Source organism: Paractinoplanes pyxinae (assembly GCF_026626335.1).
Classification (GTDB): Bacteria; Actinomycetota; Actinomycetes; order Mycobacteriales; family Micromonosporaceae; genus Actinoplanes; species Actinoplanes pyxinae.
In genome coordinates this window covers 533,638-557,241 of record NZ_JAPNTZ010000004.1, presented here as the reverse complement: position 1 = coordinate 557,241, position 23,604 = coordinate 533,638, and the positions used below count along the sequence as shown (strand labels likewise).

Annotated in this window: 23 protein-coding genes; 7 read left to right on the top strand and 16 right to left on the bottom strand. The window is 71.6% G+C overall.

The window, feature by feature from the left end:
* Window positions 1-18: 18 nt before the first annotated feature.
* The gene (locus tag OWR29_RS13790) at window positions 19-555 is read left to right on the top strand and encodes a hypothetical protein (RefSeq protein ID WP_267563143.1); all 537 of its coding nucleotides are present in this window, start codon (window positions 19-21) and stop codon (window positions 553-555) included.
* Here the strand turns inward: OWR29_RS13790 and OWR29_RS13785 are convergent.
* Both OWR29_RS13785 and OWR29_RS13780 read right to left on the bottom strand, forming a co-directional pair.
* A complete protein-coding gene (locus OWR29_RS13785) occupies window positions 528-1,031 on the bottom strand; it encodes a hypothetical protein (RefSeq protein WP_267563142.1) in 504 nt (167 codons plus the stop codon). The genes OWR29_RS13790 and OWR29_RS13785 overlap by 28 nt on opposite strands.
* A 17-nt stretch (window positions 1,032-1,048) precedes the next feature.
* Window positions 1,049-2,041 carry an MsnO8 family LLM class oxidoreductase gene (locus OWR29_RS13780; RefSeq protein WP_267563141.1) on the bottom strand — a complete coding sequence of 331 codons (993 nt, stop codon included), beginning with the start codon at window positions 2,039-2,041 and terminating at the stop codon, window positions 1,049-1,051.
* A 180-nt stretch (window positions 2,042-2,221) separates the two neighbouring features.
* Here OWR29_RS13780 and OWR29_RS13775 point away from each other — a divergent pair, with 180 nt between their 5' ends.
* Window positions 2,222-2,749 carry an LLM class flavin-dependent oxidoreductase gene (locus OWR29_RS13775; RefSeq protein WP_267563140.1) on the top strand — a complete coding sequence of 176 codons (528 nt, stop codon included), beginning with the start codon at window positions 2,222-2,224 and terminating at the stop codon, window positions 2,747-2,749.
* Window positions 2,713-3,042, top strand: a complete 330-nt coding sequence (locus OWR29_RS13770) for a F420-dependent oxidoreductase (RefSeq protein ID WP_267563139.1) — start codon at window positions 2,713-2,715, stop codon at window positions 3,040-3,042. Before OWR29_RS13775 ends, OWR29_RS13770 begins: the two co-directional genes overlap by 37 nt.
* A gap of 336 nt (window positions 3,043-3,378) precedes the next feature.
* On the opposite strand, the gene OWR29_RS13765 is transcribed toward OWR29_RS13770, so the two are convergent.
* The gene (locus OWR29_RS13765; RefSeq protein WP_267563138.1) at window positions 3,379-3,561 is read right to left on the bottom strand and encodes a hypothetical protein; all 183 of its coding nucleotides are present in this window, start codon (window positions 3,559-3,561) and stop codon (window positions 3,379-3,381) included.
* 115 nt (window positions 3,562-3,676) lie between these two features.
* Here OWR29_RS13765 and OWR29_RS13760 point away from each other — a divergent pair, with 115 nt between their 5' ends.
* Window positions 3,677-4,516 carry an excalibur calcium-binding domain-containing protein gene (locus OWR29_RS13760; protein ID WP_267563137.1) on the top strand — a complete coding sequence of 280 codons (840 nt, stop codon included), beginning with the start codon at window positions 3,677-3,679 and terminating at the stop codon, window positions 4,514-4,516.
* Window positions 4,517-4,523: 7 nt separating this feature from the next.
* Here OWR29_RS13760 and OWR29_RS13755 read toward each other — a convergent pair whose 3' ends face one another.
* From OWR29_RS13755 to OWR29_RS13725, 7 genes are read right to left on the bottom strand one after another with little or no spacing between them, the layout of a single operon-like run.
* Window positions 4,524-6,026, bottom strand: a complete 1,503-nt coding sequence (locus tag OWR29_RS13755) for a PucR family transcriptional regulator (RefSeq protein WP_267563136.1) — start codon at window positions 6,024-6,026, stop codon at window positions 4,524-4,526.
* Window positions 6,023-7,132 carry a DUF917 domain-containing protein gene (locus OWR29_RS13750; protein WP_267563135.1) on the bottom strand — a complete coding sequence of 370 codons (1,110 nt, stop codon included), beginning with the start codon at window positions 7,130-7,132 and terminating at the stop codon, window positions 6,023-6,025. Before OWR29_RS13750 ends, OWR29_RS13755 begins: the two co-directional genes overlap by 4 nt.
* Window positions 7,129-8,415, bottom strand: coding sequence for a hydantoinase/oxoprolinase N-terminal domain-containing protein (locus OWR29_RS13745; protein WP_267563134.1), 1,287 nt, complete (start codon window positions 8,413-8,415; stop codon window positions 7,129-7,131). Before OWR29_RS13745 ends, OWR29_RS13750 begins: the two co-directional genes overlap by 4 nt.
* 18 nt (window positions 8,416-8,433) lie before the next feature.
* Complete coding sequence (locus tag OWR29_RS13740; protein WP_267563133.1) at window positions 8,434-9,435, bottom strand: ABC transporter permease; 1,002 nt, start codon at window positions 9,433-9,435, stop codon at window positions 8,434-8,436.
* On the bottom strand, window positions 9,432-10,943 hold the full coding sequence (locus tag OWR29_RS13735; protein ID WP_267563132.1) for a sugar ABC transporter ATP-binding protein: 1,512 nt from the start codon (window positions 10,941-10,943) through the stop codon (window positions 9,432-9,434). The genes OWR29_RS13740 and OWR29_RS13735 overlap by 4 nt, the downstream gene beginning before the upstream one ends.
* Before the next feature lie 56 nt (window positions 10,944-10,999).
* Complete coding sequence (locus tag OWR29_RS13730; protein ID WP_267563131.1) at window positions 11,000-12,022, bottom strand: sugar ABC transporter substrate-binding protein; 1,023 nt, start codon at window positions 12,020-12,022, stop codon at window positions 11,000-11,002.
* Window positions 12,019-12,357 (bottom strand): antibiotic biosynthesis monooxygenase family protein, encoded by a 339-nt coding sequence (locus OWR29_RS13725; RefSeq protein WP_267563130.1) that lies wholly within the window; start codon window positions 12,355-12,357, stop codon window positions 12,019-12,021. Before OWR29_RS13725 ends, OWR29_RS13730 begins: the two co-directional genes overlap by 4 nt.
* Before the next feature lie 334 nt (window positions 12,358-12,691).
* On the opposite strand from OWR29_RS13725, the gene OWR29_RS13720 reads away from it, so the two are divergent.
* The 3 genes from OWR29_RS13720 to OWR29_RS13710 are packed head-to-tail and all read left to right on the top strand — an operon-like array spanning window position 12,692 to window position 17,612.
* Window positions 12,692-14,734, top strand: coding sequence for a hydantoinase/oxoprolinase family protein (locus OWR29_RS13720; protein WP_267563129.1), 2,043 nt, complete (start codon window positions 12,692-12,694; stop codon window positions 14,732-14,734).
* Complete coding sequence (locus OWR29_RS13715; RefSeq protein WP_267563128.1) at window positions 14,731-16,425, top strand: hydantoinase B/oxoprolinase family protein; 1,695 nt, start codon at window positions 14,731-14,733, stop codon at window positions 16,423-16,425. The genes OWR29_RS13720 and OWR29_RS13715 overlap by 4 nt, the downstream gene beginning before the upstream one ends.
* Window positions 16,422-17,612, top strand: a complete 1,191-nt coding sequence (locus OWR29_RS13710; RefSeq protein WP_267563127.1) for a metal-dependent hydrolase family protein — start codon at window positions 16,422-16,424, stop codon at window positions 17,610-17,612. Before OWR29_RS13715 ends, OWR29_RS13710 begins: the two co-directional genes overlap by 4 nt.
* A gap of 43 nt (window positions 17,613-17,655) precedes the next feature.
* Here the strand turns inward: OWR29_RS13710 and OWR29_RS13705 are convergent, their stop codons facing one another.
* The 6 genes from OWR29_RS13705 to OWR29_RS13680 form a co-directional block, all read right to left on the bottom strand.
* Window positions 17,656-18,159 (bottom strand): DUF302 domain-containing protein, encoded by a 504-nt coding sequence (locus tag OWR29_RS13705; protein ID WP_267563126.1) that lies wholly within the window; start codon window positions 18,157-18,159, stop codon window positions 17,656-17,658.
* A 10-nt stretch (window positions 18,160-18,169) separates the two neighbouring features.
* On the bottom strand, window positions 18,170-19,102 hold the full coding sequence (locus tag OWR29_RS13700) for an NAD(+)/NADH kinase (protein ID WP_267563125.1): 933 nt from the start codon (window positions 19,100-19,102) through the stop codon (window positions 18,170-18,172).
* Window positions 19,095-19,535 (bottom strand): hypothetical protein, encoded by a 441-nt coding sequence (locus OWR29_RS13695; protein WP_267563124.1) that lies wholly within the window; start codon window positions 19,533-19,535, stop codon window positions 19,095-19,097. Before OWR29_RS13695 ends, OWR29_RS13700 begins: the two co-directional genes overlap by 8 nt.
* Window positions 19,532-20,257, bottom strand: a complete 726-nt coding sequence (locus OWR29_RS13690; protein WP_267563123.1) for an SDR family oxidoreductase — start codon at window positions 20,255-20,257, stop codon at window positions 19,532-19,534. The genes OWR29_RS13695 and OWR29_RS13690 overlap by 4 nt, the downstream gene beginning before the upstream one ends.
* A gap of 365 nt (window positions 20,258-20,622) precedes the next feature.
* Window positions 20,623-21,969 carry an FAD-dependent oxidoreductase gene (locus tag OWR29_RS13685; protein WP_267563122.1) on the bottom strand — a complete coding sequence of 449 codons (1,347 nt, stop codon included), beginning with the start codon at window positions 21,967-21,969 and terminating at the stop codon, window positions 20,623-20,625.
* 334 nt (window positions 21,970-22,303) lie between these two features.
* Complete coding sequence (locus tag OWR29_RS13680; RefSeq protein WP_267563121.1) at window positions 22,304-23,053, bottom strand: SDR family NAD(P)-dependent oxidoreductase; 750 nt, start codon at window positions 23,051-23,053, stop codon at window positions 22,304-22,306.
* Window positions 23,054-23,604 lie beyond the last annotated feature (551 nt).

The following is a 23,604-nucleotide window of genomic DNA, read 5'->3' as shown; positions in this document are numbered from 1 at the left end:
CACGAGCACGAGGCGAACATGATCAGAAGTCGGTACGTCGGAGTGGCGGCGATCCTGCTGGCGGTGTCGGCCGGCGCCGCCGCTCTGGCGAACCCGGGCGACCCCGAACCGGACGTGGACGCGCAGGTGGTGAGCCTGATGCGGACCACCCTCGAAAGCTCGGACCCCGGGCAGCACAACCACGCCGGGCACTCGGCCCAGCCGGCCACGCCCGCCCCCGTGATCTGCGGCGTCCGCGTCTACGGTCACGAAGCCGCCGACGCCGCGACCCTCGCCGAGGTGCGTACGGTGTACGGCTTCCACCTGTGCGGGGTGGCCGAGCCGAAGCGCCCCTGGGACGTGGCGGTGAAGCTGGCCGGCCCGGTGATCCTCGACCTCGCCACGAACCCGCCGGGCATCCAGGCCGTCGAGGCCACGGCCGACGTCACGTACGCCGACCGCCTGCGTCAGCTGTTCCCGCCCAAGTACGCCGATCTGGCCGCCCGGGAGGCCCTGACCGAGTCCGAGATGGCCGACGTGCGCCGCCGTTACGACGCGGCGGCCGAGCTCCCGTGAGGGCCGCCCAACTCGTCCAGCTCCAGCACGCCGTCCGCTGAATAGAAGTACTCGCGCCGGTACCGGGACCAGTCCTCGATCCTCGGATCCTCGGACTCGGCCAGCCACCGAACGAGATGGTCGTACTCGTCGGTGTGGCCGTTGGCCCGCAACCAGTCCAGCGTCTCGCTCCGGCCGGCGCCGAAGATGGCCTGGGCGTCGAAACCGATGCCCAGGTCCATGTCGCCGGTGCGGAACTTCGCGGCGTACAGGCGCGGCGAGTCGGCCGGGTCGCCGATCAGGAACAGCAGGAAGGCCGCCAGGTAGATCTGCTCGAACTCGTCGTCCTCGCCGTGATCTCGACCTTCCCGCCAGTCCCGTTCCAGGTCGAAAATCCTTCTGAGTACGTCGTGGTGCGGCCGTGGGTCGTCGACGTCCACGCTTCGCAGCACTTCACGGCGGGCAGCCGGACTCGAGAGGTCCACGGACTCGGGCATGGCTGCACGGTAGTTGCTCACCGCCCGAACAGTGCCGCCAGCGCCGCGTCCGAGGCGGCCAGCGCGTCCCGGTCGAAGGTGCTGCCGGCCGCGACCAATTCGGCCGCGCCCGTCCGGTCCAGCAGCTCGCCCAGCCTGCTCTCCACGTCTTTCGGCGCCCCCACGATCGCCGCCGCGGCGGTCTGCTCGAGGTACTGCTGCTGGCGCGCGGTCTTGCCGGCGGCCCGCACCTGGGCCACCGACTGCAAGGGCGGGAAGACCCCGGTCGTACGGCTCTGAGCCATCGCCCAAGCCTCGGGCAGCAGCAGGTCGGCGGCCTCGTCCGCGGTGTCGGCGACCAGCACGTCGAGGCTGACCGCCACCCACGGCTCCGCCAGCTGCGCCGACGGCCGGAAGGCCCGCCGATACCCGGCCAGCGCCTCCAGCCCCCGCGCCGGATCACCACCCACTCCGAGCAGCGGCCCGCCCACGATCACCGGCAACCCGAGCTCGGCCGCGATCTCCAGCCCGGAACCGGTGGCCAGCACGTAAAGCGGAACCGCCCCGTCCGGCCGCGGATGCAGCCCCACCTCGGACGTCCCGTCCAGATATCCCCGCAGCTCCCCGAGGTCGACGGCGAAGTCCCGATCAACCTGCCGCAACGCCCGCCGCACCGGCGGCGTGAACCCCGGCGACCGCCCCAGCCCCAGATCCACCCGCCCCGGCGCAAAGGCCGACAAGGTCCCGAACTGCTCAGCCACCACCAGCGGCTGATGATGCGGCAACATCACCCCGGCCGACCCGATACGAATGGTCGACGTGGCTCCCGCAACAGCCGCCAACAGCACAGCCGGCGCCGCCCCCGCGATTCCCGGCACCCCATGATGCTCAGCCACCCAGAACCGGTCGTACCCCAGCCGCTCCACCCGAGCGGCCCGCGCCACCGTCCCCCGGACCCCCGCCGATTCCGCTTCCCCCACACGAGTACGAGACCGGTCGAGCAACGAAAGGCGCAGGTCAGGCTTGATCACCTTTCGTGCAGCGCCACCCGGCAGGCGCTTGTTCCCCAGGTACGCGGGGGGAGTAACCTTCGACCCGGAACTCCACCTCCCGGCTCGGGAAACGCGTCGCAGAAGAGCCGGGGCCCGCCCCATACGCGGGAGGAGAGGGCGACAGCCGTTGAACGCTGCCCATCTCCGTAGGAGCACCCCATGCACTTCGGCCTAGGCCTGCCCATCACCGATCCGCGCCTGCTCATCGACTGGGCGCGACGCGCCGAGGCGTGCGGATTCGACACGCTCGCGCTGCTCGACCGGCTCGTCCACGACAACCCGGAACCCCTCGTCGCCCTGTCCGTCCTGGCCGGCGCGACGTCCCGCATCCGGCTGCAGACCGAGGTGTTGCTCGGCCCGCTGCGCGCCTCCGCCCTGCTGGCCAAGCAGGTCGCCACCCTCGACGTCATGTCCGGCGGCCGCTTCACCCTCGGGATCGGCATCGGCGTACGCGAGGACGACTACACCACGGCCGGTGTGCCCTTCACCGCCCGCGGCCGCCGGCTGGACGCTCAGCTCACCGAGCTCCGGCAGATCTGGCGGGACGGCCGCATCGGCCCACGACCGGCCACGCCGGCCGGGCCGCCCATCCTGATCGGCGCCTTCGCCCCGGCCGCCCTGCGACGGGTGGCCCGCCACGGCGAGGCCTGTTGTGCGCGGCCCCTCTCGCCTGGGCCGGCCGGCTGATCCGAACCGTCCGCGAGGACTGGGCCGCCGCCGGCCGCACCGGCCGGCCGCGCATCGTCGGCCAGGTGAACGTGGCCCTCGGCGAAGCCGCCACCCCGGCCCGACGAGCTTTGGCCGCCTACTACGGCCGAGAGGACTGGGGCATTCCGATCACCGACCCCGGCGAACTTGCCGACACCGTGGCCGCCTACCGCGCCCTCGGCGCCGACGAACTAGTCCTGTACTGCTGGGCCGGAGACCCCGCCCAGGTGGACGTCCTGGCCCAGGTGCTCGGCCTGACCCCAACCGCCTGACATCATAGGCGGCTCGGACCACCCGGGATTCATCTGACGGCGCACCGGGAACAGCCCGGTGCGCCGCATCCGCGGGCCTGCATCAGGCGATGGCGTTTCAGTCGCCACCGGGCACGCTGGTGCTGGCGGTACCTACGACCCACTGTCCACAGCGCCCAAGCCGCGATGCCGCCGAGCAGCGCCACGACGCGCTGCCGGCGCCATCGAAGCGACAGCTACGACGCCCAGGACGGCGGCGAAAACGGCCGACCCCATGCTGACCGGCTTGCCGTCCGAGCCATCGGCCAGCCACGAGTCGATCTCGTCGACCTCGATGGCCTTCTCGGCCCAGCCGGTCTAGGCCTCCCGTGCGGCAACAGCGGCCGCATGCCGCTTCGTCTGCTCCTGCGCCAGCTTCGCCGCCGCTGCGGCCGCCCGACGTTGCTCCAGCTTCTCCGACGCCTGCCGGTGCGCCGCCGGCGGCGATGTCGTCACGACATCCGAAGCCTGCCGGTGCGCCGCCTCGGCGGCGATGGGCATCAGCTCTTCCAGGGTCAGGTCAGGTCCGATCGGGTCTGGTGATGCACTTGATGTCGATCTTGACGATCCGTTCGACCTAGACCGTCAGTTGATCTTGTCAGGCAAACTCCGGGCCATGTCACATCCGCCGGCTGAAGATCCGTGGCCGCAAGCGCCCGGCGTGCCCCCGCAGAACCCGTACCCGCCGCACTATCCGCCGCCGACCGGGGCGATGCCGGCCGCCGGCCTTCGAACGTGGTGGAACAGGCGCGTCACCGCGACGCGGCAGTGGTGGTGGACCGTCGTGGGCGCCCCGGTGGCGCCGGTGGCCAGCTCCGCGCCGTGGTGGAACGTGGTGGCTCAGCGCCGCGAGAAGGAGGCTCACCGCAAGGCCGAGGAGGCTCGGCAGCGGCGGATCGGCATGGTCGTCTTCGGGGTCTTCGGGGTGCTCGCCGTCGTCGGCATCACGATCGGCGCCCTCACCGAGGACAACAGCGCCGGTCCGGCCGAGCAGCCGGCGGCCGTCGCCGCACCAGTCACCTCGTCCACAACCGACAACGTCGATGAGGACATCGTGGCTGCACCAGCGACGTCGGCCGCGTCCTCGCCGAGCGCGAAGCCGGTGTACTACGCCAGTTGCGCGGCGGTCGCCGCCGCCGGGGCGGCCCCGTTGGGTCAGACCGATCCGGGTTTCCGGGTCGCCCTCGATCGCGACGGTGACGGCCAGGCCTGCGAGCCGAACGGCGACGACAACCCGAAGCCCGCCACGAAGAAGCCCACGAAGGCGGCCGCCACCACTCCGCCCGCCCCGGCTGACGAAGACGAGGACGAAGGCGACGACGAGGGCGGCCTCGACCCGCAGTTCTCCACTTGCGCGAAGGCGAAGAAGGCCGGCTACGGCCCGTACTACCGCGGCGAGGACCCGGAGTACTCGTGGTATCCCGACCGGGACAAGGACGGCGTCGTCTGCGAGTGACGCGCTCTCAGTCGGCTGTGGTGTCGCTCCAGAGGGTGGTCAGGGCGTACGACAGGACGTGCAGGGCCAGGCGCTGGCCGGGTTCGTCGTAGGTGAGGCCCAGCTGGCGGGCCCGGGCCAGCCGAGCCAGGACCGTGTTTCGGTGTACGCCGAGACGTTGTGACGCCTGGCTCAGGGAACCGCCCGAGTCGAGGACGGCCAGCACCGTCTGCACCAGCGCCGCCCTGTCCTTGGCGGCCATCAACTCCTCCAGGGTCAGGTCGGCCACCTGGGCGATCTCGGTGGTGGGCAACCAGGCCAGGGCCGCGTTGGCGCCTACCTGGTCGAACCACTGCACGGCGCCCGGGCCTTCCTCGCGGGCCACGTGGGCGGCCAGGCGGGCCTCGGCCACCGAGCGCATCAGGCCGGCCACCCCGGCGTGGGCGCGGCCGACCCCGATGACCAGGCGGTGGGCCACCGCCGAGTCACGGAAGGCGGCCAGGGCGCGGCGCAGCGCGGTCACCTCGGACGGGTCGGCGCCGCTGTGCCAGCTGATCCAGCCGTCGCCCTCGGCCACCAGGGGCCAGGTGGTGTGGCCGCGCTGCCAGGAGGCGCGGATCAGGTAGGTGATCTCGGGCGGCGGCTCGCCGGACGGGCGCAGCGGGGCCAGCCACACCGCGCGGTTGGCCTCACCGACCTGCCAGCCGAGCTCGTTGGTCCAGCCGGGCACCTCGACGTCGGCCGGGGACGGCGCGGACGGCAGGCGCCGCAGCAGGTCGAACGCGGCCTGTTCGTGGGCGGCCCGGGTGGCCGTGTCGAGGCGGCTCTGCGCCCACGCCGCCTGCAGCGAGGGACGGGCCAGGCGCAGCAGCGACTCCACCTGCTCCACCGAGGCCGGGCCGGGCACGGGCACCGCGGCGACCAGGCGAGCCGCCGAGCGCTCGCCCGGCGCGTGCACCTCGACCTCGATCTGGCGCACCTGCGGGCGTTCGGTCAGGGCCGCGCTCTGCCCGCCGATCACCACGCCGCCCACCACGAGCGCCACCGGCACCTGTTGCAGCTCGCGGTTGAGCACGCCGAGCACCCCGCGGATGCCGGTCTGCTCGGCCAGCTGTTCGGCCAGCCGGGCCTGGCGCAGCGCGCGGGCCGCGGCGGGCGCGCTGACCTGGCCGGCGAGCTGCAGGGCGACCTCGATCGGGTCGTCGTCGATGACGATCAGCGACATGTGCAGGCGTTCGGCCAGCGCGACGCTGGAGCCGCCGGCCACCGACCGCGAGACCACCACCGCCGACAGGTTGCGTTCCCAGGCCAGGTGCAGGGCGGCGGCCAGCGACCAGCCGCCGGTGGCCGCCTCGTCGTGCAGCACGACCAGGTTGTGCGGGGTGCAGCGGCGCAGCCGGTCGAACGTCTCGGCCAGCACCACCTGCACGACCTGGCGGGACGGGTCGGCCAGGTGCGCCTCGGCGCCGGCCAGGGGCTGGATGCGGGCCAGCTCGCCCAGCGTGATGGGGAGGGTCGACGAGCGTTTCATCGGCGCCGCGGATGGGCCAGGGGGATGCCGTGCGAGCCCATGCCGACCATCTCCATCCCGCGCGGCGAGTACCAGACCGCGTCGGCCGGGGTCACCAGCACGTCGACCAGGTCGCCCGGTTCCAGGCTGTCCAGCGTGGCCAGCACGCCGCGGGACACGTCGAGCAGGCTGATCAGGTCGGGCGCGCCGGCGATGAGCGCGCCGTCGGCGAAGACGGCCACGATCTCGCTGCGCAGCTCGATGCGCAGCTGCCGGCCGAGCCCGCCCAGTTCCTCGACGACCAGGCTGGACGGGTGGGCCGGGATGGTGACGTCGCTGGGCCGGCTCAGGTGCTCGAGCTCGACGATGCGGCCGCGGGCCGGGCGGCGGCACCCGGTGATCGCGCCGAGCCGGGTGACCAGCAGGTCGGGGTCGGTGCTGTCGAGCAGCAGCCGGCCCACGTTGGCGATGCGGGACACCGTGCCGGGCAGGGCGGCCCGGCGCAGCACGCCCGCGGTGGTCGGGTACGCGGCCAGGGCGGCCCAGCCGCCCACGGTGTCCACGTTGGCCCGCAACATCCGGTCGGCCCGCGGCCCGTCCGGCACCTCGACCAGCACGCTCTCGCCGGTCGGGCCGACCGCGGCCAGCGGGGTCGGCGACACCCCGGACAGGTGCATCGCGGTGTGGTGGATCAGCGCGAAGGTCCGGCCCATGCCGTCCGCGTCGAGCAGCGGCACCCGCAGCTGGGCCGCAGTCACCACCGCCACCAGCGCGCTGATGGTCGCCGCGGCCAGCGGATAGACGGCCCCGAAGGACACCCGTTGCAGCCGCTCGATCTGCCGGACGGCCATCTCGAACTCGTCCCCGGCCGGCGGCAGGTCGGCCATCGCCGAGCCGGAGCCCAGCACGCAGACCGACACGCACGGCGTCTCGGGCGGGACGCCCTCGACCCGCAGCAGCGGCACCGGGCCGTTGCGGTCGAGCAGCCCGGCCAGCCACGACGTGATCGACGAGCGGTTGGCGTCGCCCACCGCGGGCGAGTAGAACTTGGCCCCCTCGTAGAGCGCGGGCACGTCCTCGGCGGTGATCGACGAGCTGGCGCCGATGTAGCCGGGCTGCCCGGTCATCGGCGGGCCAGCGACGTGTCGGGCGAGCCGGCCACCCGCACCCGGATGCGGATCGTGCCCGACGGGCTGTACGGCACGGCCACGGTCGAGACCTCGGCGACCCGGGTCGAGCCGGGGGCAGCGCCGTTGGCCATCACCATCGCGGTGGCCCTCTCCTCGGCCTCGCGCCGCACGTGGTCGAGTTCGGCCGCCGACTCGATGAAGGCGACTTCGTCGAGCCAGGAGGCGGGCTGGCTGATCGCCGCGCCGACGCAGGCCAGCACGTGCGGCGGCGCGTCGGGCCGGATGACGGGCACGTCGGCGCTGTCGGCGAGGGAAGCCTCCGGCACCGCGGTCAGCACGGCCATCGGCACCACCAGCTCGGTGCCGAGGCCGGGCGGTTCGGCCGGGCGCACCACGGCCAGGCCGTGCCGCACCTCGCCGGCCACCGGGCGCCCGTCGCGGGCCAGCAGCACACGGCAGTCGTCCAGCCCGGCCAGGTGGGCGGCGCCGCACAGCTCCAGGCTGTCGGTGGCGCCGAACGCCATGACCGGGGTGACCCGGATGCGCGAGGGGGTGCTGTAGCCGCCGTCGCCCCGGGCCACGCGCAGCTCGAGCGAGCCGGGCAGGCGGGCCAGCGTACGTTCGCACCGGTCCAGCACCCGTTCGGTGAGCGCGGTCAGCGCGCTGTCGATCACCACGGTCGCCTCCCGGGCCACCAGTCCCTGCCCGCCGTAGTCGCTGGCGGCCGAGATGCGCGCCCCCGGCACCGCGGCCAGGATCGCGTCGGCCACCTCGCGTTCGTGGGCCGGCCGGGCCTGCGAGCCGGCCGCCACGATCGCCACGTGCCGGATGCCGGTGCCGGCCAGCTCCTCGCACAGCAGGGCCAGTCCGTCCCGGTCGAGCGGGGAGAGCTCGTTGCCGAGCAGGTCGTGCCCGCCGGCCACGGTCCAGCGGCGGGCTATCCGGCGCTCGACCCGTTCGGCCGGCGAGCGGGCCAGGGCCGGGTCGGTGGCCGCACGCGGCACGATCCGGACCACCGCCACCGGCGGCACTTCGGCTTCGGGCCGTACGAGGGTGTCGAGCAGCAGCGGGGCGAGGTCGACGGTGACCGCGCCCGCGCCGCCGGGTGCGGCCCGCAGCGCCACCCCGACCGCCGCCGCGATCACGCCCTCGAGGTCGGTGCGGGCCGGCGCGACCGGTTCCACCGGCAGGACGGTCGCGCCGTGCACCACCGCGGCGTGCGCCCGATGCGGCCGCAGGGTCACCCCGATGTGGGCGACATCCTCGCCCTGAGCAGGCATTTGATGATCGTACTCGGGTCAGCGGGTGCGTTTTCGCAGCCAGCGGTCCATGGTGACGGCGAACAGGATCAGCAGGCCCTGCAGCACCTGCTGATAGATCGTGTCCCAGCCGAGCAGGTTGAAGCCGTTGCCGATCAGAGTGAGCAGCAGCGCGCCGACCAGGGCCCGCCACACCGCGCCCTCGCCGCCCAGGATGCTGGTGCCGCCGACCACGGCGGCCGCGATCGCGGTCAGCTCCATGCCGGTGGCCATCGTCGACTGGGCCGAGCCGGCCCGCGAGGCCAGGATGAGCCCGGCCAGCGCCGAGCAGACGCCGCTGATCATGAAGGCGGTGACGTGGATCGAGCCGACCCTGATGCCGGACAGGCGGGCTGCCTCCGCGTTGCCGCCGACCGCGTAAAGGCGGCGGCCGAACGTCGTACGGGAAACAACGACCGCCAGAATCGCGACCACCACGACGAACATGATCGTGGCGGAGGTCAGCCCGAACAGGGACGGCCAGGTCAGCATGCCGAAGGTCTCGGCACTTTGGGTGAGGGGGTAGACGATCGCGCCGCCGGTCACCATGACGGCCAGGCCGCGGTAGACCAGGCTGGTGGCCAGCGTGCCGACGAACGAGTTGACGCCGCTGCGCACCACCACCGTGCCGGTGACGAAGCCGAGCAGCGCCCCGGCCACGGCGGCCGCGGCGAAACCGACGTACACATCCGTGACCCGGCCGACCTGCACGCCGATGATGGCCGACAGGGCCAGCGTGGCACTGGCCGTCAGGTCGAAGACGCCGCTGATGATGCATATCGTGGCGCCGGTGGCCAGCAGGCCCAGCACCGCCGTCTGGTCGAGCAGGTTGACCAGGTTGCCGCTGGTCAGGAACGTGTCGGTGCTGACCGAGAGGGCGATCACGATGATCACCAGGGCGGCCACGATGCCGTAGTCGCGCATCCGGAACGCGAGGCGCGACATGTTGCCCGCGGCCGGCGTGCGCGCCGCCGCGGTCTGGGGCGTGGTGTCGACGCTCAACTGGGTTCTCCTTCATGCGAACCGAACGCGGCCGCGACGACGACCTCCGGTGTGGTGCCGCGCGGGAACTCCCCCACCGGTTCGCCGTGCCGCAGCACGAGCACCCGGTGCGAGAGCGCCAGCAGTTCCTCGATCTCGGACGACACGCAGACGACGGCCATGCCGTCGGCGGCCAGCCCGGTGATCAGGTGGTGGATCTGGGTCTTGGCGGCGACGTCGACGCCGCGCGTGGGCTCGTCGATGAGCAGCACCTTGGGTTTGCGCAGCAACCACTTGGCGAACAGGGCCTTCTGCTGGTTGCCGCCGGAGAGGGTTTCGATCGGGGCCTCGGGGTTGGCGGCCCGGATGTCGACCGACTTGGAGATCTCGCCGACCGCCGTCTTCTCGGCCGGGCGCTTGACGAACGGGCCGGAACGCCGGCCGGACAGCGACGACAGGGCCACGTTCTCGGCCACCGAGCGCTGCATGACCAGGCCCTGCTCCTTGCGGGACTCCGGCACCATCGCCACCCCGGCCGCCATCGCCGCGCGTGGGGTGTGCGCGGCCAGCGCGGCGCCGTCCACCTCGACGACGCCCTCGACCGGTTTGTCCGCTCCGAACAGCAGCCGCAGGGTCTCCGTGCGCCCGCTGCCGACCAGCCCGGCGATGCCCAGGATCTCGCCCGAGCGCACCTGCAGGTCGACCCCGTTGACCAGCCCGCGCCTGAGGTTCCGGGCCGAGAGCACCACCGGCGCGCCCTCCGGGACCGGCTGCGGATCGGGGTAGAGCACGTCGATCTCGCGCCCGACCATGTGCCCGACCAGCTCGCGGGGCGAGGTATCGGAGGCATCGACCGTACGGATGAGGGCCCCGTCGCGGAGCACGGTGATGCGGTCGGCGACCGACAGCACCTCCTCCAGGAAGTGCGAGACCAGGATGATCGTGGTGCCGCCGGCGGCCAGCTTGCGGATCAGCGCGAGCAGGTTGTCCTTCTCGTGCTCGGCCAGCACGGCGGTCGGCTCGTCCATGGCGATCACCCGGGCGCCCCGGGCCAGCGAGCGCAGGATCTCGACCTGCTGCTGGACGCCGATGGGCAGGGTGTCGACCCGGACGTCGGGGTCGACCGAGAACCCGGTCGTCTCGAGCAGCGCGGCCAGGCGCTTGCGGTCGGAGCGGGCGCTGACCAGGCCGCCACGGTGCGACCAGCGGGCCAGGAACACGTTGTCCAGCACCGAGAGCGCCGGCACCAGGGCGCCCTCCTGCGAGATCAGGCTGATGCCGTGGGCGATCGAGTCGCGCGGGCTGCCCACGGTGACCTGCTCGCCGTCGAAGCTCAGCGTGCCGGCGTCGGCCCTGATCGCCCCGCCCAGGATCTTCAGCAGAGTGCTCTTGCCGGCGCCGTTCTCGCCGACCAGCCCGTGCACCTCGCCCGGCGCGATGTCCAGGTCGATGTCGCGCAGCACGGAGACGCCGCTGTAGCTCTTGCCGACGCCGCGCACCGCGATCGACGGCGCTTTCTGACTGCTCATCAGCCCTCCTCACCACCGAAGGCGCCGGGGAGGGAAGCTCCCCGGCGCCCGCGCCGTCAGTCCGAGTAGTCCGCCGTCTTGCCGGCCAGCTTGTCCTTGGTGCCCAGACACGCGTAGTCGGTCAGCGTGGAGCACGCGTCGGTCGCCTCGGGGACGCTCTCGCCGCGGGCCTTCTTGATGCCGAGCTCGGCCGCCTTGGAACCCTGGGCCTTCTCGGGCATCGCGTACGTGCCGTACCAGGTGCCCTTCTCGACGAAGTCGTAGGCCTGCTGCGAGCCGCCGTTGCCGACGAACGTGATCTTCTTGCCGGCCGCCAGCGGGGTCGCGCCCTGCAGCGCCTGGGACGAGCCGATCACCACGTTGACGTCCGGGTGGGCCTGCAGCAGATTCTGCATGGCGCCGCGGCCGCTGTCCGGGGTGTAGCCGCCGACGAAGTTCGAGATGACCTCGGCCGCGCCGCCCGCCTTGAGCGCGTTGACCGCGGCCTCGGTGCGGGCGGTGTCCAGCGGGTAGTTCGCGAAGCCCTGGAAGTACGCGACCTTGCAGGCGCCGTCGGTCACCGTCTTGCAGCCCTCGAGCGCCATCTTGGCCAGGCCGTCGCCGTTGACCGTGGGCGGGTCGATGATGTTGACGGTGCCGGGCACCTGCGGCTCGATGGTGTCGTACTTGCCGCCGACCGGGGTGAACTCGACGACCACGGTGATGCCGGCGGCGACCGCCTGCTTGACCGGGTTGACCATCGCCGTGCCGTCGTTGGCCTGCACGATCACCACGTCGTAGCGCTTGGACGTCACGGCGTCCTGCAGCTGGTTGACCTGGGTCGGCCCGTCGAAGTTGGAGTCGAGGAAGGTCGCCTCGGCGTTGTTGGCGTTCGCGTACTCCTGCACGCCGGCCCACGTGGCCTGGGCGAACGAGTTCGCCTTGGCGAAGCCGAAGAACCCGATGCTGAGCTTCTTGTCGGCCGGGGCGGCCGAGGCCGCTCCGCCGGCGGCGTTGTCGCTGTTGTTGGGATTGCTGCAGGCGGTCAGGGCCACCGCGGCGGCCAGGCCGACGGCGAGGGGTCGGGCTACTCGTATCACTGGGGCTCCTCTGAGTTCCGCGAAAGAGGCTCGACGAGCTCGAAAACTCCGCCAACGAGCGGCTCGTCGTCGTTTTTGTCAAGCAGTGCGAAGAGCCCCTCGGACAAAGAGGCTCGCCACGGGTCGTTGACCCAGTTGCGGTAGTCCGCGGCCGAGTCCCAGTCGGCTATGACCAGGTGGGTCGCGGGGCTGTCGTCGACGGATCGCAACAGTTCGGCGGCGCGGCACCCGGGGAAAGCGCGGGACCGCTCCAGAATCCGCTGATCCGCGTAGAAGGCTTCCAGCGCGCCGCCGAGGCCGGCGGCTGCCTGAAGGGTGAGGACGCTGCGAACCATCGGTACCCCCGGTGTCTCGGGTGGTTGGAGTTGGCAAATGCTGACGGTGGCCGTTCCGCCACGGATGTGCGCTCAGCACAGCGGCGGCGCGGCTCGCTGTGCAGCGCCGGGCAACCGCCTGTTCACGCCGGCCGGCCACCTCACCAGCGCCGATTGACACCCCAGAAACGGCTGTGACAGGTTCGGGGCCTCGCCGACGCCAACCGGCGACGTCCATCCAGCTGATCCGCCCGCCGGACAACGGGCCGTCTCTGTCAGCTGTCACTTCCGCGTTTTCCGTACGCGAGCTGCCGCGCGCGGAAAACAGAGCGGAAAGGCGAAAGGCGATCTCACGATGACCACCAACAGCCGCGTCGCGATCGACGTCGGCGGCACCTTCACCGACGTCGTCGAACTCATCGCGGACACCGGGGAGATCCGGTTCGGCAAGGTGCCGACCACGCCGTCCCAGCCCACGGCGGGCGTCCTGGACGCCTTCGGCACGACCGAGGCGCCGATGGCCGAGGTCGGGATGTTCACCCACGGCACCACGCTCGGGCTCAACGCCCTGCTGACCCGCACCGGGGCCCGTACGGCGGTGATCGGCACCGCCGGTTTCCGGGACGTCTATCTGCTCGGGCGCACCGACCGCCGCACCAACTACGACATCACGTACAAGAAGCCGGCCTCGCTCGTCGAGCGCTACGACACCTTTGAGGTGCCCGAGCGCAGCCTGTTCGACGGCTCGGTGCACCGGCCGCTGGACGAGGAAGCCGCCCGTACGGTCGCGGCCACCATTGCCGAGCGAGGCTACGACTCGGTCGCGGTGGCGTTCCTGCACTCGTACGCGAACCCGGCCCACGAAGCGCGCATGCGCGAGATTCTGGCCGAGGTCGCGCCGGACGTGGTCGTGACCGTCTCGCACGAGCTGTCCCGCGAGTACCGCGAGTACGAGCGGACCAGCACCGCCGTGCTCGACGCCTACGTGAAGCCGATCGTCCGCCGCTATCTGGAACGCCTCGAGGGCGAACTGGCCGGCGGCGGCTTCGGCGGGCGGTTCCTGATGACCCGCTCCGGCGGCGGCGCCATGACGGCCAGCTCGGCCCGGGAGCAACCGGTCAGCCTGATCCTCTCCGGCCCGGCCGGCGGCGTCATCGGGGCCACCGCGTTCGGCGAGCTCATCGGCCAGCCCAACCTGATCACCATCGACATGGGCGGCACCAGCCTGGACGCGTCGCTGGTGATCGACGGCGAGCCGGTGCTGCACCAGGGGGCCGAGTTCGAGAACCTGCCGATCAACACGCCATCGCTCTACATCCACACCATCGGCGCCGGCGGCGGCTCGATCGCCTGGCTCGACGACGCGGGCGCGCTGCAGGTCGGCCCGCAGAGCGCGGGCGCCGACCCCGGTCCCGCGTCCTACGGCAAGGGCGGCACCCAGCCCACCTTCACCGACGCCGCGCTGGCGGTCGGTTACATGGGCACCACGGCGGCGCTCGGCGGCCGGCTCAGCCTGGACGACCGGCTCGCCCTGGGCGCGCTGGAACCGCTGGCCGAGAAGCTCGGCATGACCCCGCTCGGCCTGGCCCGGGGCATGATCCGGATCTCGACGACGAAGATCATGGGCGCCGTCCGGGCCATCACGGTCGAGGTCGGCCGTGACCCCAAGGACTTCGCGCTGCTGTCCTTCGGCGGCGGTGGCGGCCTGGTCGCGGTGGACGTGGCGCACGAGCTCGGCATCCCCACGGTGATCGTGCCGCCGGGGCAGGGCGCGTTCTCCGCCTTCGGCATGCTCTTCGCCGACGTCCAGCACGACTTCGCCCGTACGGCGGTGACCTCGCTGGCCGAGCTCGACTCGCCCGCCGTCGCCGCGAGCTACGCCGAGATGGCCGCCGAGGCCGCGGAGGCGCTGGGGGCCGAGGGTTTCGCGCCGGACAAGCAGGTGCTGACCCGCAGCGTCGACGTGCGCTACGCCGGCCAGGAGCACACGGTCACGGTTCCGGTTCCCGCCGGTACGACCGAGGTCGCCGCAGTTGTCGAGCGGGAGTTCACCGAGCTGCACGAACGGCACTACGGGCACGTGATGACCGACCCGATCGAGATCACCACGCTGCGGCTGCGCGCCTCGGGCCAGGTCGACAAGCCGACGCTCCCGGCGCTGGCCACCCGCGGCTCGGACGAACTGAAGGCCGAGGGCACCCGGGACGTCTACGTCTCGGCCGACCAGCCCGCGGTTCCGTACGCCCTCTACACCCGCGAGGAGCTGCTGGCCGGCGACGAGATCGCCGGACCGGCCGTCATCCACGAGCACACCGCGACCACCGTCATCCACGCCGGCGACGCCCTGCGCGTCGGGGACCACGGCGAAATGGTCATCACCGTAAAGGCAGGGGCATGAGCACCGTCGACTCGATCACCATCGAGGTCATCCGGCACGGCCTGCTGGCCGCGGCCGAGGAGATGGCCCGCAACCTGTGCCGCACGGCCTACAACACGGTCGTCTACGAGATTCACGACTACGGCATCGGGATCCACGACGCGAACGGCGACGTGGTGGCCGACGCCCCCGGCATCGCCGTCTTCACCCGCGGCAACGACCACGGCATCAAGAAGGCCGTCGAGTTCCTGGGCCGCGACAAGCTGCGGCCGGGCGACGTGATCCTGCTGAACTACCCGTACTGGTCGTCCGCCCACACGCTCGACCCGCTGGTGTTCGCGCCCGTCCACAGCGCCGGCGGCGAGCTGATCGGCTTCACCTCGTGCCGGATCCACGTGCTCGACCTGAAGCAGAAGGACGCCGGCTACGTCCTCGACTCCACCGACATGTACCAGGAGGGCATCTTCTTCACCGCGGCCAAGCTGTACCGCGAGGGGGAGATCAACGAGGACATCTTCAACGTCGTCAAGTTCAACAGCCGCATGCCGGAGCGCACCATCGGCGACCTGCAGGCCCAGGTCTCGGCGTGCTTCTCGGGCGTACGGCGTACGCAGGAAATCGCTGCGAAGTACGGAGCGGACACGCTGACCGAGGCGATGGCCGCCATCAACGACCACGGCGAGCGCCTGGCCCGCATCGCGCTGGCCAAGCTGCCCAAGGGCACCTGGACGGCGTACGACTTCGTAGACCAGGACGGCGTCGACCTCGACCGCATGATCAAGATGAACGTCACCGTGACCGTCACCGACGACGAGATGATCGTCGACTGGACCGGCAGCGAGAAGGACGTCCGCGGGCCGATCAACCTGCCGGTGGGGCAGACCGAGGCGTTCTGCAGCCTCATCTTCAAGTCGCTGACCACGCCCGACACCCCCGTGGTGGCGGGCAACTTCCGGCCGCTGCGGGTGATCACCGAGCCCGGCTCGGTCATGCACGCCGTACCGCCGATGCCGACCTTCACCCTGTGGACCGGGCTGCTCGGCGGCGAGGTGGTGCTCAAGGCGCTGGCCCAGGGCATGCCCGACCTGGTGCCGGCCTGCTCGGGCGGCGACGTCTGCTCGATGATGGGGCTGGGCGTGAACCCGCGCAACGGCGAGGCCTGGCTCGAGGCGACCAACGAGGCGGTCGGCTTCGGCGGGCACGCGGGCGGCGACGGGGCCGACGGGATCATGCACATCTCGGAGCCGGGCTGCCGCAACAACCCGGTCGAGGTGCTCGAGACCAAGTCGCCCATGTTCATCGAGTCGTACGGCTACCGGCCCGACACCGGCGGCGCCGGGCGCAACCGGGGCGGCGTCGGCGTGCAGCGGTCGTACCGGTTCACGGCCCCGTCGACCGGCATCTGCATCGTCTACAAGACCAAGACCAAGCCGTGGTCGATCGACGGCGGGGCCGAGGGCGACAACAACCACATCGTGCTCAACCCGGGCACCGACCGCGAGAAGGTCACCGGGGGCAGCTACAACCTGCTCGACACGGGTGACGTGCTGGTCAACAACACCGGTGGGGGCGGGGGTTACGGCAACCCGTTCGAGCGCTCCGTCTCTCTCGTCGCCGCGGATGTGCGCAACGGCTTCGTCTCGGTTTCGGCCGCCCTGCAGGACTACGGCGTCGTGGTCGACCCGGTAACGTTCGAGGCTTCGCGCGCATGACGTCGCTGTCGATCGTCAACGCCGCGATCTTCGACGGGGTGTCGGACGAGCTGACCGAGGGCGCGGTGCACGTCGTCGACGGCCGGATCACGGACGTCGGCGGCGCCCCGCAGGCGGCGGACACGACCATCGACGCGCGCGGGCGGACTGTGCTGCCCGGCCTCATCGATGCGCACTGTCACGCGTACGGAATCGGTCTCAACATGCTGGAGATCGAGTCGCGCCCGCTGAGCTATGTCGCGCTGGTGGCGGCCCGTCGTCTGCAGGCGGCGCTGTCGCGGGGCTTCACCACCGTGCGTGACCCCTCGGGTGGCGATGCGGGGCTGGACCGGGCGATCCGCGAAGGGCTGCTGCCGGCGCCGCGCTACCTGTGGACGGGGGCGGCGCTCAGCCAGACCGGTGGGCACGGCGACTTCCGGGCGGCCGACTCCGACGTGTGCGGCTGCAACGCGCACACGTGCGAGGTGGTCGACGGGGTGGACAACCTGCGGGTGGCCGTGCGCGAGCGGCTGCGGCGGGGCGCCCACGCCATCAAGATCATGGCGTCGGGCGGGGTGGTGTCGCTGACCGACCCGATCCGGATCCCGCAGTACTCGCCGGAGGAGATCCGGGCGGTCACGTCGGAGGCGGCGCGGCGCGGCAGTTACGTGGCCGCGCACGCCTACTCCCCCGAGTCGATCCGGCACGCCATCGAGAACGGGGTGCGCACGATCGAGCACGGCAACCTGCTCGACGCGCCGACCGCGGCCGCGATGGCCTCGGCCGGGGCGTTCCTGGTGCCGACGCTGGCCGCGTACGACGCCATGGACCGGCGCGGCGAATCGCTGGGGATGGCCGCCGTGTCCCGCGCCAAGAACCGCGAGGTGCTGGACGCGGGACGGCAGGCCGTGGTCCTCGCGCGGGAGGCCGGCGTGCGCGTCGGCTTCGGCACCGACCTGATGGGCGTCCTGGAGGACGAGCAGCTCAACGGGCTGCGCCTGCAGGTCGAGGTGGACGGGGCGCTGACCGCGCTGAAGTCGGCCACCTCGGTCAACGCCGCGTTGCTGGGCCGGGAGGGTCTGGGCCGGGTGGCGCCGGGTGCGGTGGCCGACCTGCTCATCGTCGACGGCGATCCGCTGTCTTCGCCGTCGGTGCTTTGGGGCGGGCCTTCGGGGCGGACTGTCATCCAGGGCGGCGTCGTCGTGTGATCGGGGCCGGGCCTGTTCCGCCTCGGGACAGGCCCGTCGCCGGTCACCCGGCGCAAGCCCGCCGCAGCAGGGTGATCACCTTGTCGTCGAGCTCGCGCGCGACCTGGAGAGCGCTTTCGTTCCCGTACGGCTCGAGGAGGCTCGCCGTCGTGTCATAGGCGACCCGCACCTCGTCGCCGTCCTCCCAGACGAGCAGAGTGACCGGCGCGTAGGAACCGGCCTCGGCGATGTGCCGGGTCATCAGCGTCATCGTGTACGGATTGCCGACGAGCAGGCGGACCAGCCGCTGCGGGGTCCGGCCGGGAATCTTGTTGAGCACCGCGTCCTGGTCGAGCCGAAGGAACTGCAGCAACCCCGACGGGCCGGCCGCCTTCGTCGCCAGTTCCTCGAATTCCTCGTACGAGGAAGCGGTGTTCCAGCCCTTCACGGTGGCCGGCAGGTCGGGGCGCGAGACGCCCTCGTAGATCCCGGCCAGCACGTCGTCGAACGTCTTCGTGGTCGTGAAGGTGACCCGCTCGACGGGCACCTGGATCCTGGTCTCGGTCATACGACCGACGTTAGGCCTGCTTGTCCTCCGCTACATCAGTCAGATGACGGGCCCTGTCCCGAAGCTCCTCGGGGACGAGCTCGACCAGCTGGTCGGGGCGCAGAGGCAGGTCGAGCACGCTCAGCTTGACCCGGGCCCGTGCGCCGTGCGTGCTCTGGTCGAAGCGGACGACGTTGGCCGCGTTCGGGCGCATGCGCAGAACCATGTCCGTCTCGGCCGGCACGGTGAGGATCGTGGCGCCGTCGAGCGAGAGCCGGGTCTCGTGGCCGGGTGCCCGCAGCAGCACGGTCTCGTCGCCGCCGAGCACAATCGGGCGGCTGATCCCCGCCATGGGAGCCACCGGGGTCAGGCCGATGAGCGGCGCCGACGGCGAGATGATCGGGCCGCCGGCGGCGTAGTTGTAGGCGGTCGACCCGGTGGGAGTGCAGACGACCACGGCGTCGCTGCGGAAATAGCCGTGCCGCACCTCGTTGATCTCGAGGTCGAGGCTGACCGCCGTCCACGGGGTGGTCGCCGTGAGCACCACGTCGTTGAAGGCCAGCGCGGCGTCGCCGTGGCCGGTCAGCTCGAGGCAGCTGTGCGGTTCGAGGCTGAAGTCGCCGGCGATCAGCTTCTCGAGGGCGCGCGGCAGCTCACGGGGCGTCACCTCGATGAGGAAGCCGATGTTGCCGTGATTCACCCCCAGCACGGGGGTCGGCCGCCCGGCGACCAGCCGCATGGCGCCGAGCATCGTGCCGTCGCCGCCCAGGCTGAACACGAAGTCGACGCCGTCGGCGAACTTGCTGTCGTCGAGCGCTTCGACGCCCGGGCCGAGCCGTTCGGCGTCGGACGGCCGCGCCACGACACGGATGCCGTGCTCGCTCGCGAGCGCCGTGACCGTCGCGACCGATTCGCTGACGTCGTTGCGGGGGTGAACAACCAGGCCGAGTACGCGGTTACCCATGCCTCGACGATGCCACGTCCCGATCTTCCGCGCCGCTCTTGACGGGCAGCAGCAGAAGGATCGAGAGCACGAGCACACCGCCGAGGCTGACCGCGTTGCCGACCTTGTCGACGGTAGCGAACATCTCGAGGTGCAGCATGTGCCACAGGAAGTGGATGGCGTTGAAGATCAGCCAAGGCCCACCGGTGACCCGCATGGCGTCGGCCGTGGGGCGCCGCCAGGCCCACACGCTGAGCACCAGCAAAGCCAGATAGAGCGCGCCGACGTCGCGGATCAGATGTTCGCTGTACGGGCCCAGCGTCGAAACCCAGCCGGTGCGGAATCCCGGGAAGTCGCTGTAGAAGGACATCGGAAACGCCGCCGCCCACGTGCCCGCGACCGCCGCCACGACGGCCAGCGCCGCGACGAGCCAGCGTTTGGCACCCAGCTTCATCGGGTGGCCGCCCACTTGTCGAAGGTGATCTCGCCCTGCCGGAAGTCGCCGGTCGGGAGCAGGCCGCCGTGCGCCATGGCCCGCGAAGCGGCGTCCGGAAGCGGCAGGGTCAGCACCAGCTTGCCCTTGGCGATCCGCTTCATCATGTCGCCCATCTTCAGAACCTCGGGCCCGGCGATCTCGGCCCCCAGCCCCTGAGCCGGCCCCTCGGCCAGCCGGACCAGCTCGGCAGCGACGTCGGCCGCCGCGACCGGCCGGGTCACCATCGTCGGGACGACCTTCACCGGCCCCGGCACGCGGGCGATCATCTGGGCCGCGAACTCGTGGAACTGTGTCGCCCGCAGGATGGTGACCGGGATAGGCCCGGCCAGCGCAAGCTCCTCCTGGCGGCGCTTCCCCGCGTAGTAGCCCGAGTCGACCCGGTCAACCCCGACGATCGACAGCACGACGTGGTGCCTGACGCCGGCCTTCTCCTCCGCCGCGAGCAGGTGGCCGGTCTCTTTCTCGAACCACTCGATCGCCACCTTGCGGCTCAGCGTCTCGACGTTGGCCACGTCGATCACCACCTCGACGCCGCGCAGAGCCTCGTCAAGCCCCGAGCCGGTGATCAGGTCGACACCCGTCGAGCGCGACATCACCACCACGTCGTGCCCCGCCGCCCGCGCCTGCTCGACGACCAGCTTGCCCACCCAGCCGGTGCCTCCGGCGACCGCGATCCTCATGGCGTCCATCCCTCTCATCGACCCGTCTCATCCGTCTGAACCAAGGACGAGACGCCAAAAGCCGATGTGACGCCGTGTGGCGCGGGCCATAGCCCAGCCGGCCCATCGCCGACCGGCCCGCGAGCGCGCTCCCAGACGCGGGCAGCCACCGTCAGCCGTGAGCAGGCACCCTTAGGCGTGGGGCAGGCGCCGTCACGAGCGGGAAGCCGCCAGGCGCAGGAAGCCGCCAAGCGCGAGCAGCCACCGCCAGGCGCGAGCAGCCACCGCCAGGCGCGAGCAGCCACCGCCAGGCCCGAGCAGCCGCCATCAGGCGCGGGCAACCCCCGTCAGGCGCGGGCAACCCCGTCAGGCGCGAGCTGCCGCCGTCAGGCGCGGGCGCCGATGGCGAGGGCGCGCAGCAGGAAGCGGGGCTCGGTCAGCGCACTCGGGTGGGCCAGCATCGTGGTGACCTGGCCCAGGCGCTGGTTGATCGTCTGGTCCCGCATGGACGCCTTGAACACCAGCCCGCTGGCCCAGCTGATGGCCTTGTAGCCCTTCGGGTAGGGCCCGTCGACGTGCGGCAGAGCCAGGTCGGCCATCGTCGAGACCTGCCAGGCCGCGTCCACGACGACTTTGACATCCTCGAAGTAGGAGGTGGCCGGCTTGGCCAGGTCCGCCCCGCCGCGCAGGTATTCGGACAACGCTGAGGCGTGCAGCGTCGCCGACGTCATCCCCTGCCCGTACACCGGGTTGAAGGAAGCCACCGCGTCCCCCACCGCGACCAGCCGCGCCGGGAACCGGGTCAGCTTGTGGAAGTCCCGCCGCCGGCTGTCCGCCTGGTGGTAGGTGATGACGTCGCCGACCTGCACGGCCGTCGTGGCCACCTCGCCGAACTCGGACGGAAAGTCGTCGACGCACCGCTCCCGGAACTCGCCCGCGTCCCGCCCCGGCCGGTCGTCGTCGTACCCGGAGACGAGCACCGTCCACCGGTCGCCCTCGATCGGCGTGAATCCTCCGATCCGCGCCACCTTGCCCGGCCCCGGGTTGGCGATCGAGATGCAGGTCAGCACCGTGGCGTCGGCCGGCCGCCGGAACAGGGCGGTGGCGTAGTTCAGCTTGATGCCCATCCGCTGCATCGGCGGCTTGGGGAAGCCGTGCGACTCGAGCCAGTCCCCCAGCCGGCTCGACCGCCCCATGGCGTCGACGACGAAGTCGGCCGGCACTTCCTGGTCGCCGTGGCGCACCCCGACGACCCTGTCCCCGTCGAGCACGATCCCCTCGGCGCGACCGTGGACCGTCCGCACGTTGGGCAGCGCCAGCACCCGGTGCCGGATCAGCGCCTCCAGAAACGGGCGGCTGGACACCAGCGCCTGGGCGGCCGGCCCGCTGGGCGGATCGTCGCGCAGCTTGCCGTCCATGTAGAACCGGTTCGTGTCCGGCGCCGGGTTGACCGCGCCCGCGGCCAGGGCCGCCTCGATGAATCCCGGGAAGAACCGCTCGAGCTGGTTCAGCCCCGACGGGAGCAGGGCGTGCACCTGGCTGCCCTGCGGCACCCCCGGCCGGGGCCCGATCGCGTTCTCGGGATCGGCCGCGATCCGCTCGTCGGCCACATCGAGCTCGACCAGGTCGTCCCGCTCGATGATCAGCACCTGCTCGGCGTGGTCGCTGAGCACCCGCGCCGCCATCAGCCCGGCGATGCTGCCGCCGAGCACCACGGCCTGCCGGAACAGCACCCGCTGCCCCTTCGGAGGCTCAGACGTCGAAATCGCGGCGAACCTACGCGCAGCAGTCACTCGAGCCCCCGTAAACGTGAAAGTTTCTTTCCGGCTACACGATAGCCGCGCATCGAGACCCGTCGCTACCAGCCCACCCGCCGGTCCCGCCCAGTGGATGAACCGCGCCGGCCCGCTGTTTGCATCGGGCGAACCGCGGTCACCGCGGTCACCGCGCAAACGGCGATCACCGGGCGAACGACGGTCACCGCCCGAACGGCAGTCACCGCCCGAACGGCAGTCACCGCGCGAACGGCGGTCACCGCGCGAACGGCGGTCACCGGGCGAACGACGGTCACCGTAGGTAGGAGGCGCCGTTCAGGTCGAGGACGGCGCCCGACGACCAGACCGCCTCGGGCGAGCTGAGATGCACGACGGCCGCCGCCACCTCTTCCGGCGTGCCGACCCGCCCGAAGGGACTCTGCCCGCGCACGGCATCGTCCAGCATGGCCTGCTGTCTTTCCGTGCCGATGAACCCCGGCGCCACCGAGGCGACCGCGATCCCGTGCGGCGCGAGGGCCACCGCCATGCTCTGCCCGAACGCGTGCAGCCCGGCCTTGGCCGCGCCGTAGGCCGGGAACGATGGCTCCCCGCGATACGCCCCGCGCGACCCGACGTTCACGATGCTGCCGCCGGCCCGCCGCTCGATGAGATGCCGGGCCACGCAGTACGTCACGTTGGCCGCGCCGAGCAGGTCGACATCGACCATGCTGCGCCAGACCCGTTGCCACTCCTCGTAATCCACCGAGGCGATGTCGTGCCGATTGCTGTCGCCGGGCGCGATGGCGGCGTTGTTGACGAGCACATCAACCCCGCCCAGACCCTCGACAGCCGACTGCACCACGGCCTTGGCCGCGGCTGGGTCGCCCAGGTCGCCGCTCACCAGCACGTGCCCCTCGCCCTTCAACGCATGAAGAGTGGTCTCGCCCTCGCCCCGGTCTGAGCCGTAGTGAACCGCCACCCTCTCGCCGCGCTCGGCGAAGGCCACCGCGATGGCCCGCCCGATCCCCCGCGAGGCCCCTGTCACCAACACACGCCTGCTCATGCGGCGGCTCCTCCCTGTGGCTGCCGGCCGGCCCGGAAGCTGGATCGACAATATCCCGCCCGACCGACAGAAATGAGTTATCCACAGGGACCCGTGTTATCCACAATCCGGCGGCGCGGGGTTGCCTTCGAGCAGCTTATTGAGTAACGGAAGCCGGCCCCAGGAAAGTGGCAGTAAATAGCGTTGCCAAGCGACGGCGGGCGGCCTACCGTAGTCATCACACCGGGGACGACAGGGAAGAGGAGAGACCGATGTCGCGGAACGTCACGATCACACCGCAGCTGCTTACGCCGCATGTCGGTGCCGTCCTGACGTGCGGCCTCGCACTGTACGGCAAGCCCTACCGGGCCCGGTGGCGCAGCTAGCGGATGCTAGCGCAGAACACGCCGCCGAACCCGACAGGAGACGGCGGTTTTTCGTTTCTCTGGATCATTATTCAACGGCACCGCGGGCCATTCCGTGCTGCCCCGATAATTGCGCCGGCCGCGCGGCCGGGTGCGATTGCTAATTGACAACTCCACAGCGGATGGCACGAAACAATCCGGAGCGAG

What these genes read in the sequence shown, in the direction of transcription:
- OWR29_RS13790 (WP_267563143.1), top strand. Translation starts at nt 19, where the DNA reads ATGATCAGAAGTCGGTACGTCGGAGTGGCGGCGATCCTGCTGGCGGTG.
- OWR29_RS13785 (WP_267563142.1), bottom strand. Translation starts at nt 1,031, where the DNA reads ATGCCCGAGTCCGTGGACCTCTCGAGTCCGGCTGCCCGCCGTGAAGTG.
- OWR29_RS13775 (WP_267563140.1), top strand. Translation starts at nt 2,222, where the DNA reads ATGCACTTCGGCCTAGGCCTGCCCATCACCGATCCGCGCCTGCTCATC.
- OWR29_RS13765 (WP_267563138.1), bottom strand. Translation starts at nt 3,561, where the DNA reads ATGCCCATCGCCGCCGAGGCGGCGCACCGGCAGGCTTCGGATGTCGTG.
- OWR29_RS13760 (WP_267563137.1), top strand. Translation starts at nt 3,677, where the DNA reads ATGTCACATCCGCCGGCTGAAGATCCGTGGCCGCAAGCGCCCGGCGTG.
- OWR29_RS13755 (WP_267563136.1), bottom strand. Translation starts at nt 6,026, where the DNA reads ATGAAACGCTCGTCGACCCTCCCCATCACGCTGGGCGAGCTGGCCCGC.
- OWR29_RS13750 (WP_267563135.1), bottom strand. Translation starts at nt 7,132, where the DNA reads ATGACCGGGCAGCCCGGCTACATCGGCGCCAGCTCGTCGATCACCGCC.
- OWR29_RS13745 (WP_267563134.1), bottom strand. Translation starts at nt 8,415, where the DNA reads ATGCCTGCTCAGGGCGAGGATGTCGCCCACATCGGGGTGACCCTGCGG.
- OWR29_RS13735 (WP_267563132.1), bottom strand. Translation starts at nt 10,943, where the DNA reads ATGAGCAGTCAGAAAGCGCCGTCGATCGCGGTGCGCGGCGTCGGCAAG.
- OWR29_RS13725 (WP_267563130.1), bottom strand. Translation starts at nt 12,357, where the DNA reads ATGGTTCGCAGCGTCCTCACCCTTCAGGCAGCCGCCGGCCTCGGCGGC.
- OWR29_RS13720 (WP_267563129.1), top strand. Translation starts at nt 12,692, where the DNA reads ATGACCACCAACAGCCGCGTCGCGATCGACGTCGGCGGCACCTTCACC.
- OWR29_RS13715 (WP_267563128.1), top strand. Translation starts at nt 14,731, where the DNA reads ATGAGCACCGTCGACTCGATCACCATCGAGGTCATCCGGCACGGCCTG.
- OWR29_RS13710 (WP_267563127.1), top strand. Translation starts at nt 16,422, where the DNA reads ATGACGTCGCTGTCGATCGTCAACGCCGCGATCTTCGACGGGGTGTCG.
- OWR29_RS13705 (WP_267563126.1), bottom strand. Translation starts at nt 18,159, where the DNA reads ATGACCGAGACCAGGATCCAGGTGCCCGTCGAGCGGGTCACCTTCACG.
- OWR29_RS13700 (WP_267563125.1), bottom strand. Translation starts at nt 19,102, where the DNA reads ATGGGTAACCGCGTACTCGGCCTGGTTGTTCACCCCCGCAACGACGTC.
- OWR29_RS13695 (WP_267563124.1), bottom strand. Translation starts at nt 19,535, where the DNA reads ATGAAGCTGGGTGCCAAACGCTGGCTCGTCGCGGCGCTGGCCGTCGTG.
- OWR29_RS13690 (WP_267563123.1), bottom strand. Translation starts at nt 20,257, where the DNA reads ATGAGGATCGCGGTCGCCGGAGGCACCGGCTGGGTGGGCAAGCTGGTC.
- OWR29_RS13680 (WP_267563121.1), bottom strand. Translation starts at nt 23,053, where the DNA reads ATGAGCAGGCGTGTGTTGGTGACAGGGGCCTCGCGGGGGATCGGGCGG.